The sequence below is a fragment of the Paraburkholderia sp. J63 genome, from assembly GCF_905220245.1.
In the GTDB taxonomy this organism is placed as follows: Bacteria; Pseudomonadota; Gammaproteobacteria; order Burkholderiales; family Burkholderiaceae; genus Paraburkholderia.
The window spans coordinates 1-13882 of sequence record NZ_CAJMZF010000026.1 but is presented as its reverse complement, the minus strand read 5'-3'; the positions used below and the strand labels follow the sequence as shown (position 1 = coordinate 13882).

13 protein-coding genes are annotated in these 13882 nt (G+C 65.3%); 4 read left to right on the top strand and 9 right to left on the bottom strand.

Annotated elements, in window-relative coordinates:
* Window positions 1-51: 51 nt before the first annotated feature.
* The 7 genes from U5775_RS24710 to prpB all read right to left on the bottom strand — a co-directional run bounded on the left by U5775_RS24710 (window position 52) and on the right by prpB (window position 7287).
* Window positions 52-423: a type II toxin-antitoxin system VapC family toxin gene (locus U5775_RS24710; protein ID WP_322060729.1), complete on the bottom strand. Its 372-nt coding sequence runs from the start codon at window positions 421-423 to the stop codon at window positions 52-54.
* A complete protein-coding gene (locus U5775_RS24705; protein WP_322060728.1) occupies window positions 420-617 on the bottom strand; it encodes a type II toxin-antitoxin system VapB family antitoxin in 198 nt (65 codons plus the stop codon). The genes U5775_RS24710 and U5775_RS24705 overlap by 4 nt, the downstream gene beginning before the upstream one ends.
* A gap of 183 nt (window positions 618-800) precedes the next feature.
* Window positions 801-1991, bottom strand: a complete 1191-nt coding sequence (gene prpF / locus U5775_RS24700; RefSeq protein ID WP_322060727.1) for a 2-methylaconitate cis-trans isomerase PrpF — start codon at window positions 1989-1991, stop codon at window positions 801-803.
* Window positions 1988-2398 carry an endonuclease domain-containing protein gene (locus U5775_RS24695; RefSeq protein WP_322060726.1) on the bottom strand — a complete coding sequence of 137 codons (411 nt, stop codon included), beginning with the start codon at window positions 2396-2398 and terminating at the stop codon, window positions 1988-1990. The genes prpF and U5775_RS24695 overlap by 4 nt, the downstream gene beginning before the upstream one ends.
* Window positions 2399-2451: 53 nt before the next feature.
* Window positions 2452-5046 carry a Fe/S-dependent 2-methylisocitrate dehydratase AcnD gene (gene acnD, locus U5775_RS24690; protein WP_322060725.1) on the bottom strand — a complete coding sequence of 865 codons (2595 nt, stop codon included), beginning with the start codon at window positions 5044-5046 and terminating at the stop codon, window positions 2452-2454.
* Between the two features lie 130 nt (window positions 5047-5176).
* Window positions 5177-6343, bottom strand: coding sequence for a 2-methylcitrate synthase (prpC, locus tag U5775_RS24685; protein ID WP_322060724.1), 1167 nt, complete (start codon window positions 6341-6343; stop codon window positions 5177-5179).
* Between the two features lie 53 nt (window positions 6344-6396).
* Window positions 6397-7287, bottom strand: coding sequence for a methylisocitrate lyase (gene prpB / locus U5775_RS24680; protein WP_322060723.1), 891 nt, complete (start codon window positions 7285-7287; stop codon window positions 6397-6399).
* A 196-nt stretch (window positions 7288-7483) separates the two neighbouring features.
* Here prpB and prpR point away from each other — a divergent pair, with 196 nt between their 5' ends.
* A complete protein-coding gene (gene prpR / locus U5775_RS24675) occupies window positions 7484-9565 on the top strand; it encodes a propionate catabolism operon regulatory protein PrpR (protein WP_322060722.1) in 2082 nt (693 codons plus the stop codon).
* A gap of 45 nt (window positions 9566-9610) precedes the next feature.
* Here the strand turns inward: prpR and U5775_RS24670 are convergent, their stop codons facing one another.
* Window positions 9611-10003, bottom strand: coding sequence for a hypothetical protein (locus tag U5775_RS24670; protein ID WP_322060721.1), 393 nt, complete (start codon window positions 10001-10003; stop codon window positions 9611-9613).
* A gap of 295 nt (window positions 10004-10298) precedes the next feature.
* Between U5775_RS24670 and U5775_RS24665 the strand changes: the two genes are divergently transcribed.
* Window positions 10299-11045, top strand: coding sequence for a DNA-3-methyladenine glycosylase (locus tag U5775_RS24665; RefSeq protein ID WP_322060720.1), 747 nt, complete (start codon window positions 10299-10301; stop codon window positions 11043-11045).
* A gap of 155 nt (window positions 11046-11200) precedes the next feature.
* Window positions 11201-11551 carry a DUF4148 domain-containing protein gene (locus U5775_RS24660; RefSeq protein ID WP_322060719.1) on the top strand — a complete coding sequence of 117 codons (351 nt, stop codon included), beginning with the start codon at window positions 11201-11203 and terminating at the stop codon, window positions 11549-11551.
* Between the two features lie 360 nt (window positions 11552-11911).
* Here the strand turns inward: U5775_RS24660 and U5775_RS24655 are convergent, their stop codons facing one another.
* The gene (locus U5775_RS24655) at window positions 11912-12355 is read right to left on the bottom strand and encodes a CBS domain-containing protein (protein WP_322060718.1); all 444 of its coding nucleotides are present in this window, start codon (window positions 12353-12355) and stop codon (window positions 11912-11914) included.
* Window positions 12356-12630: 275 nt separating this feature from the next.
* Here U5775_RS24655 and ribA point away from each other — a divergent pair, with 275 nt between their 5' ends.
* Window positions 12631-13278: a GTP cyclohydrolase II gene (gene ribA, locus U5775_RS24650; RefSeq protein WP_322060717.1), complete on the top strand. Its 648-nt coding sequence runs from the start codon at window positions 12631-12633 to the stop codon at window positions 13276-13278.
* Window positions 13279-13882: the final 604 nt, after the last annotated feature.

The following is a 13882-nucleotide window of genomic DNA, read 5'->3' as shown; positions in this document are numbered from 1 at the left end:
GATCGCGGCGCAAGGGCGTCGCGCTTTTAATGGCCGATTCTAGTGCCCGATTTAATGCCCGACTTGCGCGGCAAGACCGAACTCGCCGGCTACCTTTCCAAGCCGCTTGTCCCGCGTCCAGATCGTGACGCCGGGCTGCAGACGGGCCGACGCAAGCAGACTGGTATCGACGTAGCCAATGCCGCGATTGGCCAGCTTCGCCTGCTCGATCAGATAGAACGTCTCTTCCGGCGTGGCGACGGGCACCGCCGGCAAGTCGCGCAGCGCGCCGAGGACGATATCGCGCTCGCGCAGGCTGCCTAGCGAGATTTCCCCAATCACATAAGCATGCGCGAGCACGCGCTCGTCGGTGAGCAGGCCGACCAGCAGGGGATCGGCCGCGTTGAAATGGTCGATCCAGATCGATGTGTCGACGAGAATCATTCGACATCCGTCCGGCGGCGCGGCGCGGCCACGATGCCGGGTTGACTGCCGCCAAGGTTCGCAAGCCGTCGCGCTGCCTCGCGCTGGATAAGGGCTTTGAGGGCCTCGCGCACGAGCGCCGTCTTTTCTTCCAGACCGGTATAGGCCTGGGCCTTGGCGATCAAGTCGTCGTCGAGAGCAAGGGTGGTGCGCATGACAGTTACCTCTTGGTGTAGAGGCATAAAATATAGCATCAAGTGATGCTGATTTCGATGCTTCCATGATCGGTCCAGTTGTTTGGTCAAAAAGCACTGCCTTAAGGTAAAACGCCCTGACGCATCGCAGCGTCAGGGCGTCGTTTAAATCAGCGCGAGCAGTGCGCTTCTTCTGCTTCTTCTTTAAAACGCATCCCCCGGCACTCGCACCGCGCCTTCCATCAGCACGCGCGCGCTGCGGCTCATGATGGCCTTCTTGACCGTCCACTCGCCGTTTTCCTCGCTTGCCTCGGCGCCCACGCGCAGCGTGCCCGACGGATGCCCGAAGCGCACCGCATTGCGCTCGCCGCCGCCCGCGGCGAGATTCACGAGCGTGCCCGGAATGGCCGCCGCCGTGCCGATCGCCACCGCCGCCGTGCCCATCATGGCGTGGTGGAGCTTGCCCATCGACATTGCGCGCACCAGCAGATCGACGTCGCCGGCTTCCACGCGCTTGCCGCTCGACGCCGTGTAGGGCTGCGGCTTCGCCACGAAGGCGACCTTGGGCGTGTGCTGGCGCGTGGCGATCTCGTCGAGGCTCTTGATGAGGCCCATGCGCAAGGCGCCGTACGCGCGGATGGTCTCGAACTTCTTCAGCGCCTCGGCGTCGCTATTGATCGCGTCTTGCAGCTCCGTGCCCGTGTAGCCGATGGCCTCGGCGTTCACGAAGATCGTCGGGATGCCCGCATTGATCATCGTGGCCTTGAGCGTGCCGACGCCCGGCACTTCGAGGTCGTCGACGAGCTGGCCGGTGGGGAACATCGCGCCGCCCGCGCCTTCTTCCTCGGCGGCGGGGTCGAGGAATTCGAGCTGCACTTCGGCGGCGGGGAAGGTCACGCCGTCCAGCTCGAAGTCGCCGGTTTCCTGCACCTGGCCGTTCGTGATGGGCACATGCGCGACGATGGTCTTGCCGATGTTGGCCTGCCAGATGCGCACGGTGACGACGCCGTTGTCGGGAATGCGGCTCGCGTCGATCAGGCCGCCGCTGATCGCGAACGGCCCCACGGCCGCCGAGAGATTGCCGCAGTTGCCGCTCCAGTCGACGAATGCGCGATCGATGGCGACCTGGCCGAACAGATAGTCGACGTCGTGACCGGGCTTGGTGCTTTTGGCGACGATCACGGTTTTGCTCGTGCTGGAGGTGGCGCTGCCCATGCCGTCGATCTGCTTGCCGTACGGGTCGGGGCTGCCGATCACGCGCATGAGCAGCTTGTCGCGTGCAACGCCGGGTTGTTGCGCGGCTTCAGGCAGGTCCTGGAGTCGGAAGAACACGCCTTTGCTGGTGCCGCCGCGCATATAGGTGGCGGGGATTTTGATCTGGGGTTGATGGCTCATGAAAATCCCGTATGGATGCAATTCTCTAGATTCTCCCCTCTCCCAGAGGGAGAGGGGCCGGGGGAGAGGGAAGAGGGGGAGAGCGGGAGTGCGTCAAGGATCGCCTCAAGTACCGCTTCAATGCTCAGCAATACGTCGTTGTTCCAGAAGCGCAGCACCGTAAAGCCCTGGTGCTTCAACCACGCGTCACGCCTTGCATCGCTGGCGCTGCCATTGTGTTGCCCTCCATCGGCTTCGATGACGAGGCGCGCACCGAAGTGCACGAAGTCAACGATATACGGCCCGATGGGTTGCTGCCGGCGGAATTTCTGACCGTGCAGACGATGCGCGCGGAGGTGGTGCCAGAGCAGTCGTTCTGCTTCGGTCATGTTTTGGCGTAGTGCTCGGGCTCGCTGGGTTTGGTTCATCGTGCTTCCTCTGCCCTTTCCCCTCTCCCCCATGGGGAGAGGGGCTAGCGCGGTTATGCCGCTTGCGAGGACTCCAGGAAGTCCTGCGCGAAGCGCTGCAGCACGCCGCCCGCTTCGTAGATCGACACTTCTTCGGCCGTATCCAGGCGGCAGGTCACCGGCACTTCCACGCGCTCGCCGTTCCTGCGGTGGATCACGAGCGTGAGGTCGGCGCGCGGCGTGCGCTCGCCGATTACGTCATACGTTTCAGTGCCGTCGATGCCCAGCGTCGTGCGGTTCGTGCCCGCCTTGAACTCCAGCGGCAGCACGCCCATGCCGATCAGGTTCGTGCGGTGAATACGCTCGAAGCCCTCCGCCACGATCACCTCCACGCCCGCAAGCCGCACGCCCTTGGCCGCCCAGTCACGCGAGGAACCTTGGCCGTAATCGGCACCCGCGACGATGATGAGCGGCTGCTTGCGCTCCATGTAGGTTTCGATGGCTTCCCACATGCGCGTGACCTTGCCCTCGGGCTCGATACGCGCGAGCGAACCCTTCTTCACGGCGCCGTCCACCACGGCCATCTCGTTGATGAGCGTCGGGTTCGCGAAGGTCGCGCGCTGCGCCGTGAGGTGGTCGCCGCGGTGCGTCGCGTACGAGTTGAAGTCCTCTTCGGGCAAGCCCATTTTCGCGAGGTATTCACCGGCCGCGCTGTCCAGCAGGATCGCGTTGGACGGCGAGAGGTGGTCGGTCGTGATGTTGTCGCCGAGCACGGCGAGCGGACGCAGGCCCTTCAGCGTGCGCTCGCCCGCGAGCGCGCCTTCCCAGTACGGCGGACGGCGGATATAGGTGCTTTGCGCGCGCCAGTCGTAGAGCGGGTCCGTGGTCTCGCCGCTCGCGGCCGTGGCCGCGAACATCGGTTCGTAGACCTTGCGGAACTGCTCGGGCTTCACGCTCTGCGCGACGATGGCGTCGATTTCCTCGTCGCTCGGCCAGATGTCCTTGAGGTACACCGGCTTGCCGTTCTGATCCGTGCCCAGCGAGTCCTGCTCGATGTCGAAGCGGATCGTGCCCGCGATGGCATAGGCAACCACGAGCGGCGGCGAGGCGAGGAAGGCCTGCTTCGCGTACGGATGGATCCGGCCGTCGAAGTTGCGGTTGCCCGAGAGCACGGCGGTCGAGTACAGGTCGCGATCGACGATCTCCTGCTGGATCTTCGGATCGAGCGCCCCCGACATGCCGTTACAGGTCGTGCACGCAAACGCCACGATGCCAAAGCCGAGTTTCTCCAGATCCGGCAGCAGCTTCGCTTCTTCGAGGTACAGCTCCACGGCCTTCGACCCCGGCGCCAGCGAGCTCTTCACCCACGGCTTGCGCGTGAGGCCGCGCGCGTTCGCGTTGCGCGCGAGCAGCGCGGCGGCGATCACGTTACGCGGATTGCTGGTGTTCGTGCAGCTCGTGATGGCAGCGATGATGACCGCGCCATCGGGCATCTGCCCCGGCGTTTCTTCCCACTTGCCCGCGATGCCGCGCTCGGCGAGATCCGAGGTGGGCAGGCGCTTGTGCGGGTTCGACGGACCGGCCATGTTGCGCACGACGCTCGAGAGATCGAACGTCAGCGTGCGCTCGTATTGCGCATGGGCGAGCGTATCGGCCCAGAGGCCCGCGGTCTTCGCATAGGTTTCGACGAGCTTGACCTGCTCTTCCTCGCGGCCCGTGAGGCGCAGATAGTCGAGCGTCTGGTTGTCGATGAAGAACATCGCGGCCGTGGCGCCGTATTCGGGCGCCATGTTCGAGATGGTCGCGCGGTCGCCCAAAGTGAGGCTCGACGCGCCCGCGCCGCGGAACTCCAGATACGCGCCCACGACCTTTTCCTTGCGCAGGAACTCGGTGAGGGCGAGCACGATGTCGGTGGCCGTGATGCCGGGCTGGCGCTTGCCCGTGAGCTCCACGCCGACGATGTCGGGCAGGCGCATCCACGAGGCGCGGCCGAGCATGACGTTCTCGGCTTCGAGGCCGCCCACGCCGATGGCGATCACGCCGAGCGCGTCCACGTGCGGCGTGTGGCTGTCCGTGCCCACACAGGTGTCGGGGAACGCCACGCCGTCGCGCGCCTGGATCACGGGCGACATCTTCTCCAGATTGATCTGATGCATGATGCCGTTGCCGGGCGGAATCACGTCGACGTTCTTGAACGCTTTCTTCGTCCAGTTGATGAAGTCGAAGCGGTCCTCGTTGCGCCGGTCTTCGATCGCGCGGTTCTTCTTGAACGCGTCCGGGTCGAAGCCGCCGCATTCCACGGCGAGCGAGTGGTCGACGATCAATTGCACCGGCACGACCGGGTTCACCTTGGCGGGGTCGCCGCCCTGGTCCGCGATGGCGTCGCGCAGGCCCGCGAGATCGACGAGCGCGGTTTGCCCGAGGATGTCGTGGCACACGACGCGCGCCGGGAACCACGGGAAGTCGAGGTCGCGCTTGCGCTTGATGAGCTGCGTAAGCGATGCGGTGAGCGTGGCCGGGTCGCAGCGGCGCACGAGGTTTTCGGCGAGCACGCGCGAGGTGTAGGGCAACGTGTCCCAGGCGCCGGGCTCGATGGCCTCGACGGCTTCGCGCGCGTCGAAGTATTCGAGCCGGGTGCCGGGTAGGGGCTTGCGGTAGGCGGTATTCACGGCTGTGGGGACCAATGATGTAGTAAGCGGGGAGCGCTGCATGGGACCGGAGACGATGTCGTCACTCTACGACGCATCGTCTCCGTTTCCCATTAGCCGAATGGCTAACGATGCTGCAAGGCGCGCGAGATCAGCGCTTGCCGATCGGCGCGAACTTCAGATTCTCCGGACCCGTATAGTTGGCGCTCGGGCGGATGATCTTGTTGTCGATGCGCTGCTCGATGATGTGCGCGCTCCAGCCGGCCGTGCGCGAGATCACGAAGAGCGGCGTGAACATGGCCGTCGGCACGCCCATCATGTGATACGAAACCGCGCTGAACCAGTCGAGGTTCGGGAACATCTTCTTGACTTCCCACATCGTCGATTCGAGGCGCTCGGCGATGTCGAACAGCTTCAGGTTCGACTGTTCCTTCGAGAGCTTCTTCGCGACTTCCTTGATGACCTTGTTGCGCGGGTCCGAAATCGTGTAGACCGGGTGGCCGAAGCCGATCACGACTTCTTTCGCTTCCACGCGGCGGCGGATGTCGGCTTCCGCCTGGTCCGGCGTTTCATAGCGCGACTGGATCTCGAACGCGACTTCATTGGCGCCGCCGTGCTTCGGACCGCGCAGCGCGCCGATCGCGCCCGTGATGGCAGAGTAGATGTCCGAGCCCGTGCCCGCGATCACGCGGCCCGTGAAGGTCGAGGCGTTGAACTCGTGCTCGGCGTAGAGGTTGAGCGACACGTGCATCGCGTCGACCCACGACTTCGACGGCTCGCGGCCATGCAGCAGATGCAGGAAGTGGCCGCCGATCGAGTCGTCGTCGGTTTCCACTTCGATGCGCTTGCCGTTGTGCGAGTAGTGATACCAGTAGAGCAGCATCGAGCCGAGCGAAGCCATCAGGCGGTCGGCGATATCGCGCGCGCCGGGCAGGTTGTGGTCGTCCTTCTCCGGCAGCACGGTGCCGAGCACCGACACGCCGGTGCGCATCACGTCCATCGGGTGCGCCGAAGCGGGCACCCATTCGAGCGCTGCCTTCACGTTCGCGGGCAGGCCGCGAAGCGCCTTCAGTTTGGTCTTGTAGGCGGCCAGTTCGGCCGTGTTCGGCAGCTTGCCGTGCACGAGCAGGTAGGCGACTTCTTCGAATTCGCACGCGGTGGCGAGGTCGAGAATGTCGTAGCCGCGGTAGTGCAGATCGTTGCCGGTGCGGCCCACCGTGCACAGCGCGGTGTTGCCCGCCGCCACGCCGGACAGCGCGACGGACTTCTTCGGCTTGAAGCCGCCTGCGGTTTGCGTGGTGTTGTCGGTTTCGCTCATGGTGTCGTCCTTCCTCTCTCTAATCTGGCAGATGATTGAATGGTTGCGCAGCGTTACTTCTTCGCGGCGAACAGTGCGTCGAGCTTGTCTTCGTAGGCGTGATAGCCGAGGTACTTGTAGAGGTCCTCGCGCGACTGCATCGTCGAGACGGCGGCCTTCTGCGTGCCGTCGCGCTTGACCGTCTCGTAGAAGTTCAGCGCCGCCGCGTTCATCGCGCGGTATGCGCCGCAGCAGTAGAGCGCGATGTCGACGTTGGCGCTCTTCAGTTCTTCGGTCGTGAAGAACGGCGTGGAGCCGAACTCGGTCAGGTTCGCGAGGATCGGCACCTTCACCGCGGCACGGAAGCGGCGGTAGTCGTCGAGCGTCTTCATGGCTTCGGGGAAGATCATGTCGGCGCCGGCTTCCACGTAGGCGACCGCCCGCTCGATGGCCGCGTCGATACCTTCCACGGCCGCCGCGTCGGTGCGCGCCATGATCACGAAGTTCTCGTCGGTGCGCGCGTCCACGGCGGCCTTCACGCGGTCCACCATCTCGTCGGTGGGCACGACTTCCTTGCCCGGACGATGGCCGCAGCGCTTCTGGCCCACCTGGTCTTCCATGTGCACGGCCGCGACGCCGGCCTTGATGAACGACTTGATCGTGCGCGCGATGTTGAAGGCGCCGCCCCAGCCGGTGTCGATGTCGACCATCAGCGGGATGTCGACGGCGTCGGTGATGCGGCGCGCGTCGATCAGCACGTCGTCCATGGTGCTGATGCCGAGGTCCGGCACACCGAGCGAGTTCGCGGCCACGCCGCCGCCCGAGAGGTACACGGCCTTGAAGCCGGTCTGCTCGGCGAGCTTGGCGGCGTAGGCGGTGATGGCGCCCACGACCTGCAGCGGTTGTTCGGCGGCCACGGCCGCGCGGAATTTCGCGCCGGCGCTTGCGGGGGATTTCGTATTCATGCGTGAAGTCTCCGAAGGAATCGGCGCTAATACTGCAGATACCGTGCCAGCGCGGAGGCCGGTCGCTAATGCGTTGATTTTGCGTCGGATAGACCGCGGGACGCTTCGGCCCCGATTTCTCTCGTGAAATTGCGATTTCAAAACTGAAATCCAGGCGCGATAATGAAACGACGATGAAACGACGGACCGACGTCCCATGAACCGCTTTCCCTCTACCTCCGAATTTCGCCCGCGCGTCTGGGCCATGGGCATCAGCCGCCTGCGCGACCTGTTTCGCGACATCGCCGGCGAATACGACGGCCTCGCCGACCTGCGCGTGGTCCCGCGCGGCTTCGAGGAAGCCGCGGCCGAAATCGCCGCCGCGGGGCCGAATCAGCGGCCCGACGTGGTCGTGGCGGCGGGCTCGAACGGCACCTGGCTGAAGGCGCGCATCGACCTGCCCGTGGTGCTCGTGCAGCCCACGGGCTTCGACGTGATGCAGGCGCTCGCGCGCGCGCGCCGCGAGGCCGATCTCGTCGCGCTCGTGACCTATGGCGAGACGCCCTCGGAAGTGCGGCGCTTCGCGAGCGCCTATGGGATCGACGTGGTGTTCGCCTCATACCGCACCGTGCAGGACGCCGAGGCCTGCGTGCTGGATCTGCGCGACCGGGGCGTGGGCGCGGTCGTGGGGCCGGGTCATGTGAACGATCTCGCGGCGCGGCTCGGGCTCGCGCCGTTTTTCGTCTACTCGCGCTCCTCGGTGCGTCTCGCCTTCGACAACGCGCTCGAAGTCGTGCAGGCCACGTGGCGCGAGACGCAGCGGCGCCAGCGCCTCGACAGCGTGCTCCAGCATCTGCGCGACGGAGTGGTGGCGCTCGACGCCAACGGGCGCGTGGAGGCGATCAACCAGCGCCTCGCCGCCGTGCTCGGCATCGATCCGGCCATGGCGTCGGGCCGTTCGCTCGAAGACATCGCTCCCGACATCGCCTTCACGCTGCCCGACACCGACGGCGAATCGCTCGAAACCGTGCGCGGCGTGAGCTATGTCGTGCATCGCGGACCGCTCGTCGACAACGGCGTGACCTCGGGCGCCGTGCTCACGTTCCAGGAATCGCGCGCGGTGGAACGGCTCGATCGCACCTTGCGCTCGCGCCAGCGCTCCCAGCAGTTCGTGGCGCGCTACCGGCTCACCGACCTGAGCGGCGCGACGCCGGGCATCGCGCGCGTGCGCCAGCTCGCGCAGCGCTACGCGCGCTCGGACGCCACCGTACTGATCCGCGGCGAAAGCGGCACCGGTAAGGAGATGGTCGCGCAGGGCATCCACCGCGAGAGCGCGCGGCGCGATTTCCCGTTCGTCGCGATCAATTGCGGCGCGTTTCCCGAGGCGCTGCTCGAGAGCGAGCTGTTCGGCTACGAGGAAGGCGCGTTCACGGGCGCGCGGCGTGGCGGCAAGGTCGGGCTGATCGAGGCGGCGCACCGCGGCACGCTTTTTCTCGACGAGATCGGCGAGATGCCGCTGCCGCTGCAAAGCCGCCTTTTGCGCGTGCTCCAGGAACGCGAGGTGGTGCGTCTGGGCGCCACCGAGCCCACGCGCGTGGACGTGCGCGTGGTGGCGGCCACGCACCGTGCGCTCACCGAGCAGATCGAGTCGGGCGAGTTCCGCGCGGACCTGTTCTACCGCCTGAACATTCTGAATCTGGCGATTCCGCCGCTGCGCGAACGCGGCGCCGACATCGTGCCGCTCGCGGCCGAACTGCTGCTGCAGTCGGCGCGCCGCGAGCCGCGCGTGGCGCTGCGCATCCGGACCCAGGACGACGCGATGCGCGCGCTCGCGCCCGTGGGCGACGCGCTGGCTCGGCACGCGTGGCCCGGCAACGTGCGCGAATTGCAGAACGTGGTGGAGCGGATGGTGGTGGAGCTCGCGGATTCGGACGTGGACGTGCTCACGCCCGAGGTGCTGCGTGCGATCGCGCCGGAGGTGTTCGAGGTGCGCGGCGGCGCGGCGCGGGCGATGATTGCGCGGGCCGCTGGGGCATTACAGGACGATGCGACCGATGCGCCTGACCTGGCCGATCAGCCGCTCACCTTGCGCGAGCGCAGCCTGACCGTGGAAGCCGACGAGATCCGCGCGGCACTCGAAGCGCATGGCGGCGACCGCGACCGCGTGTGCGCGCAGCTCGGCATCAGCAAGACGACGCTTTGGCGGCGCCTGAACGCCGCCAAGGCGAACCCGGCCGGGGGTGGCGGAAATGGGGAAGGCGGCGGATCTGCGCGGCGCAAGCCGGCGCGTCAGGCATAGCGCACGAATAACGCGCAAGCAGGCGCCGCCGGCCTCATCGCGCCCTCAGTTTTTGATCCCGTTCAGCAGCTTCGCGACCACGCCGTGCTGATGCAGCACTTCGGGACTCTTTTGCAAAAGAGCCTGATAACGCTCGAAGAACTCCACCGATTCCTCGCCCGCGAAGAGCTCCGCCACGCCTTCGGCGGCGCCCACGCGGTCTTCGGCTTTCGCGTCCTTGGCGTCGAGCGTTTCGTCGACGTTCGCGATCACCGTCGAGAGCGGCATGAGCCAGCGGAACCCCGAGCCATTGATCAGCACCTGCAGGAAGGCGGCCGGCGTGGTGGGCCCGAACTCGCGTTCGTACTCGGCGCGCTCGTGGTCGAGGATCGCCTTGTGCAGAGTGAGCAGCGGTTTGCGGACTTCGGAGAGAAACTGGATTGCGCGTGTTTCATCCATTGTGGCGGCTCCGGGATTGGGTTGGAGATCGCGCGGCCGCATGGCGCGCGCCCATGCCGACGATGGTAGCGCAACGAGGCGGCGCGCGTGGTTCTGATGCGGTGTGGGTGTGGCGGCGGCTTAGCGTGCGTGCGCCGGACGGCGGCGCTACACTCGGCCGGTCCCCGAAAGGCCGTAACCGTGCCGCCGCATGCGTCCAGGCGCCGTGAGCCGGAACAACGATCGCGTATGGCCTTCGATTGATCGGGCACGTCCGAACAATGCCCACCTCGTGCCCACCTCGGAGAGCTGCCCCATGTCGACGTTAGCCAGCCGCGCGAGGACGCCGTCCATCGACGCGTCCGTTGCATTGCCCATCGTGGCGCTGCGCCGCGAGGAACTGCCCGTCGATACCGTCGAGCTCGCGCGCTTCATGGTCGGCAAGTATCTGGTTCGCGACTCCGGCGAAGGCGCCGACGACGCGCGCCTAGCGGGACGCATCGTCGAAATGGAAGCCTATCCGGTTGGCGATTCGACGAGTCACGCGTTTATCGGCCGGCGCGCCTGGAACGCGTCGATGTTCCTCGCGCGCGGCCATGCCTACGTGCGGCTCACTTACGGCAGCGCCTGGATGCTCAACATGTCGAGCGAGGCGGAGGAGGTGGGCGCGGGCGTGCTGTTTCGCGCCGTCGAGCCGCTCGAAGGGCTGGCGGTCATGGCGCAGCGGCGCGGTGGCGCGCCGCTGCGCGACCTCGCGCGCGGACCGGGGCGGCTCACGCAGGCGTATGGCATCGGCGCGTCATTCGATGGCGTCGACCTTTGCAGCGGGCAAGGGCTATGGATCGGACGCCTCGACGAAACGGGGCAAAAGGCGGTGCGAAAAGCGCCGCAAAAAACGGTGCAAGAACCCCTGCAAATCGCGCCACAGCAGGAAACGACTCGCGCCGTGGGCGTAACGACGCGCATCGGCCTCTCGCGCGAAACGCACCGGCTGCTGCGCTTCTACGAGCTGGGCAGCTCCTTCGTCAGCGGCCCGCGCAAGCTGCTGACGAGCGGCGTCTGAGGCCGGTTTTTTGCATATTGCATTGTTGCGAGGGTGGGAACTGTATTTTTGAGAAATAGGTATTTGCCCTTATCTCCGGGCTCAATAAACTGAAATTGTCGGTTCGCAGCCAGGCGTTGCAGGCCGGCCACAACAAGCAATGGAGGTAAGTGATCATGAAGACCCGTACCCTGATTCAAGCCGCAGCCGTTGCGGCGCTCCTTGCCGCCCCGGCGCTCTCGTTCGCGCAGGACCAGACGAACGCACCGAAGACCCGCGCCGAAGTGCGTCAGGAACTCATCCAGCTCGAGCAGGCCGGCTACAACCCGGCAACCGCCGACGACGCCACCTATCCGCGTGACATCCAGGCCGCCGAAGCGCGCGCGACGCAGCAAGAAGGCATGGCCCAGACGCAATTGCCGGCCGCCGACACCACCGGCTACGGCGGCGCGCCCGCAGGCACGATGCAATCGGGCCAGCCGGAGATGCGCGTGGCTCCTTCGCAGGCAGTCTATTTCGGTCACTGACCCCGGCGTTCCGGCACGGCGCGCAGGCCAGCCGCGATGCGGCTGGCGCTTCGCGTCCGACGCCTCGTGTCCAGTATTCCTCGCGCGCTAGCTAGTCAGCGCTGATTCAGCCAGCCCGGATGGGCGCGCAGCTTGCGCCCCCGCCTCGAACCGGCGAGCTGTCAGCCGGGCGATGCCCGCCTGACAGCTCGCCGGTTCGCAGGCGCCCGCACGATTTTCATGCGTGGAACCTCCGCCGCCGGAAGGTGGCTTCGCCCAACCCGCCCCGGATTGGGCTTTTTTTGCTGAGCGAGCAAAACGCCGATGCGAGGCATCGGCGGGCGCTCCTGGCCCGGAAGCCGCCTTGCGCGCCGCGCGCCGTCAGGTGCCGGGGCCACCGGTGATGTAGTGCTCGAGCTGCGAGATCGTGAATTGCTGTTCGGCGATGATCTCCTTCACGAGGTCGCCGATCGACACCATGCCCACGAGCTTGCCTTCCTCGATGACGGGAAGGTGCCGCATGCGCCGTTCGGTCATGAGCGCCATGCAGTCGTAGGTGGTCTGATCGAGCTGCACGAAGCGCACGTGCGGGCTCATGATGTCGCGCACGGCGGTCGTCTTGGACGATCGGTCCATCAGCACGATCTTGCGCGCGTAGTCGCGCTCGGTGACGATGCCGACGATCGCCTCGCCGTCGGTGACCACCAGCGCGCCGATCTGCTTGTCGGCCATCAGGCGAATGGCGTTGAACACGGAATCGCTTGCGGCGATCGTATGGACCACCTGTTCCGGCTTGGATTTGAGTACCTGGGCAACGCTCGTCATAGGGCGACTCCTGTTCGTCCTTCTTGTCGTTCGGACATTGCGTGATGTGGCACGGGCGGGGTGCGCGCCGTTCGTGCCCGTTCAGTCAGCCATTCAGTAAGCCATGAAAGCCATACCAGTATAGGCGGATGGGGGCGGATGCGGCGTGCGGATATGCGCGCGACGGCACGCAGAACCGGGGGGACCGGGGCGGGATGGGCCAAATGGCGGTACACTCCGGTTCCAAACTTCGATCCGGCCGTTGGCCGGTTTATGCCAGTCATTTGTTCCAGATCATGCCTACGCTTCAAGAGTCGTCCTGCGCGGACGGCGATAACGCCAACGAATGCGTCGTGCTTGACGCGGCCGCCACGCTGCCCACCCGTTACGGCACGTTCGAGTCCTATGTCTATCGGGTCAAGGACGGCGGCGCCGAGCACGTCGCGCTCGTGATGGGCGACGTGGGGAGCGGCGAGCCGGTACTCGCGCGCCTGCATTCCGAATGCCTGACCGGCGACGTGTTCGGCTCGTACCGCTGCGACTGCGGCGAGCAGCTCGACCTCGCGCTGCGCTACATCGCGGCCGAGGGGCGCGGCGTGCTGCTCTATCTGCGCGGCCACGAGGGCCGTGGCATCGGCCTGTCCAACAAGATTCGCGCCTATCAGTTGCAGCAGCAGGGCCGCGACACCGTCGAGGCGAATCTCGACCTCGGCCTGCCCGACGACGCGCGCGAATACGATTCGGCGGCGGCGATCCTGCGTCTTTTGAAGGTCACGTCGGTGCGGCTGATGAGCAATAACCCGAAGAAGTTCGACACGCTCTCGAAGCACGGTATTCCGGTGATCGAGCGCGTTGCGCTGGCGATTCCGATGCGCGAGGAAAACGAGCGCTATATCCGCACGAAGCAGGTTAAGTTCGGGCATTACTTCGAAGAGAATGAGTAGTTTAGGATTGCATAGAGATACGCTGTCCTGATTTAGGAGGGGCAAGTGATTGATTTATAACAATTTATGTGGGTGTTGAGTGACGCTATAGCCAGAATTTTTCGAATCGCTAAAAATAATGAGCGAATGAAGGAAATGAAATATAAGGCTTCACCAGATGCGGTCTGGATTTGAATTATTTGTTTGTAATGTATTGGTTTAAATGGATTTATTTCTCATCTGAGAACGCTTGACAAATGGGTCTCACTTCACGTTTCGCCATCCGGGCTTGCTATCTCGGCGTAGGTTTTTCTCCCGTTGCGAGAAAACCTGCGCGGCGCGTTTTTTCCGCATAAACCTACGCCGGGGAGCCGTTTCGGATTTTTTGGATGCCTCGCGTCGACGCTGCACTGCATGCTCGTGAGTGGGCCAGCGCCCCCCTGCGTTTGCTGCAAAGGCGCCATCCATACCTGACTGGCGCGATATTTACGTCCGTTGCGCCACACGTCAGGTGAAGGGCATCGGAACACATATTCGCGACCTGCTTGACGCCGATCTCGCAGCATCGGTGGTGTCTTCAGTATCCAGAAGGTGCTCTGAGGAAAGCCGGTATCTGGCTACACCT

Coding starts and splice junctions, on each gene's coding strand:
- U5775_RS24710 (WP_322060729.1), bottom strand. CDS start 423: ATGATTCTCGTCGACACATCGATCTGGATCGACCATTTCAACGCGGCC.
- U5775_RS24705 (WP_322060728.1), bottom strand. CDS start 617: ATGCGCACCACCCTTGCTCTCGACGACGACTTGATCGCCAAGGCCCAG.
- prpF (WP_322060727.1), bottom strand. CDS start 1,991: ATGAGCCATCAACCCCAGATCAAAATCCCCGCCACCTATATGCGCGGC.
- U5775_RS24695 (WP_322060726.1), bottom strand. CDS start 2,398: ATGAACCAAACCCAGCGAGCCCGAGCACTACGCCAAAACATGACCGAA.
- prpC (WP_322060724.1), bottom strand. CDS start 6,343: ATGAGCGAAACCGACAACACCACGCAAACCGCAGGCGGCTTCAAGCCG.
- prpB (WP_322060723.1), bottom strand. CDS start 7,287: ATGAATACGAAATCCCCCGCAAGCGCCGGCGCGAAATTCCGCGCGGCC.
- prpR (WP_322060722.1), top strand. CDS start 7,484: ATGAACCGCTTTCCCTCTACCTCCGAATTTCGCCCGCGCGTCTGGGCC.
- U5775_RS24670 (WP_322060721.1), bottom strand. CDS start 10,003: ATGGATGAAACACGCGCAATCCAGTTTCTCTCCGAAGTCCGCAAACCG.
- U5775_RS24665 (WP_322060720.1), top strand. CDS start 10,299: ATGTCGACGTTAGCCAGCCGCGCGAGGACGCCGTCCATCGACGCGTCC.
- U5775_RS24660 (WP_322060719.1), top strand. CDS start 11,201: ATGAAGACCCGTACCCTGATTCAAGCCGCAGCCGTTGCGGCGCTCCTT.
- U5775_RS24655 (WP_322060718.1), bottom strand. CDS start 12,355: ATGACGAGCGTTGCCCAGGTACTCAAATCCAAGCCGGAACAGGTGGTC.
- ribA (WP_322060717.1), top strand. CDS start 12,631: ATGCCTACGCTTCAAGAGTCGTCCTGCGCGGACGGCGATAACGCCAAC.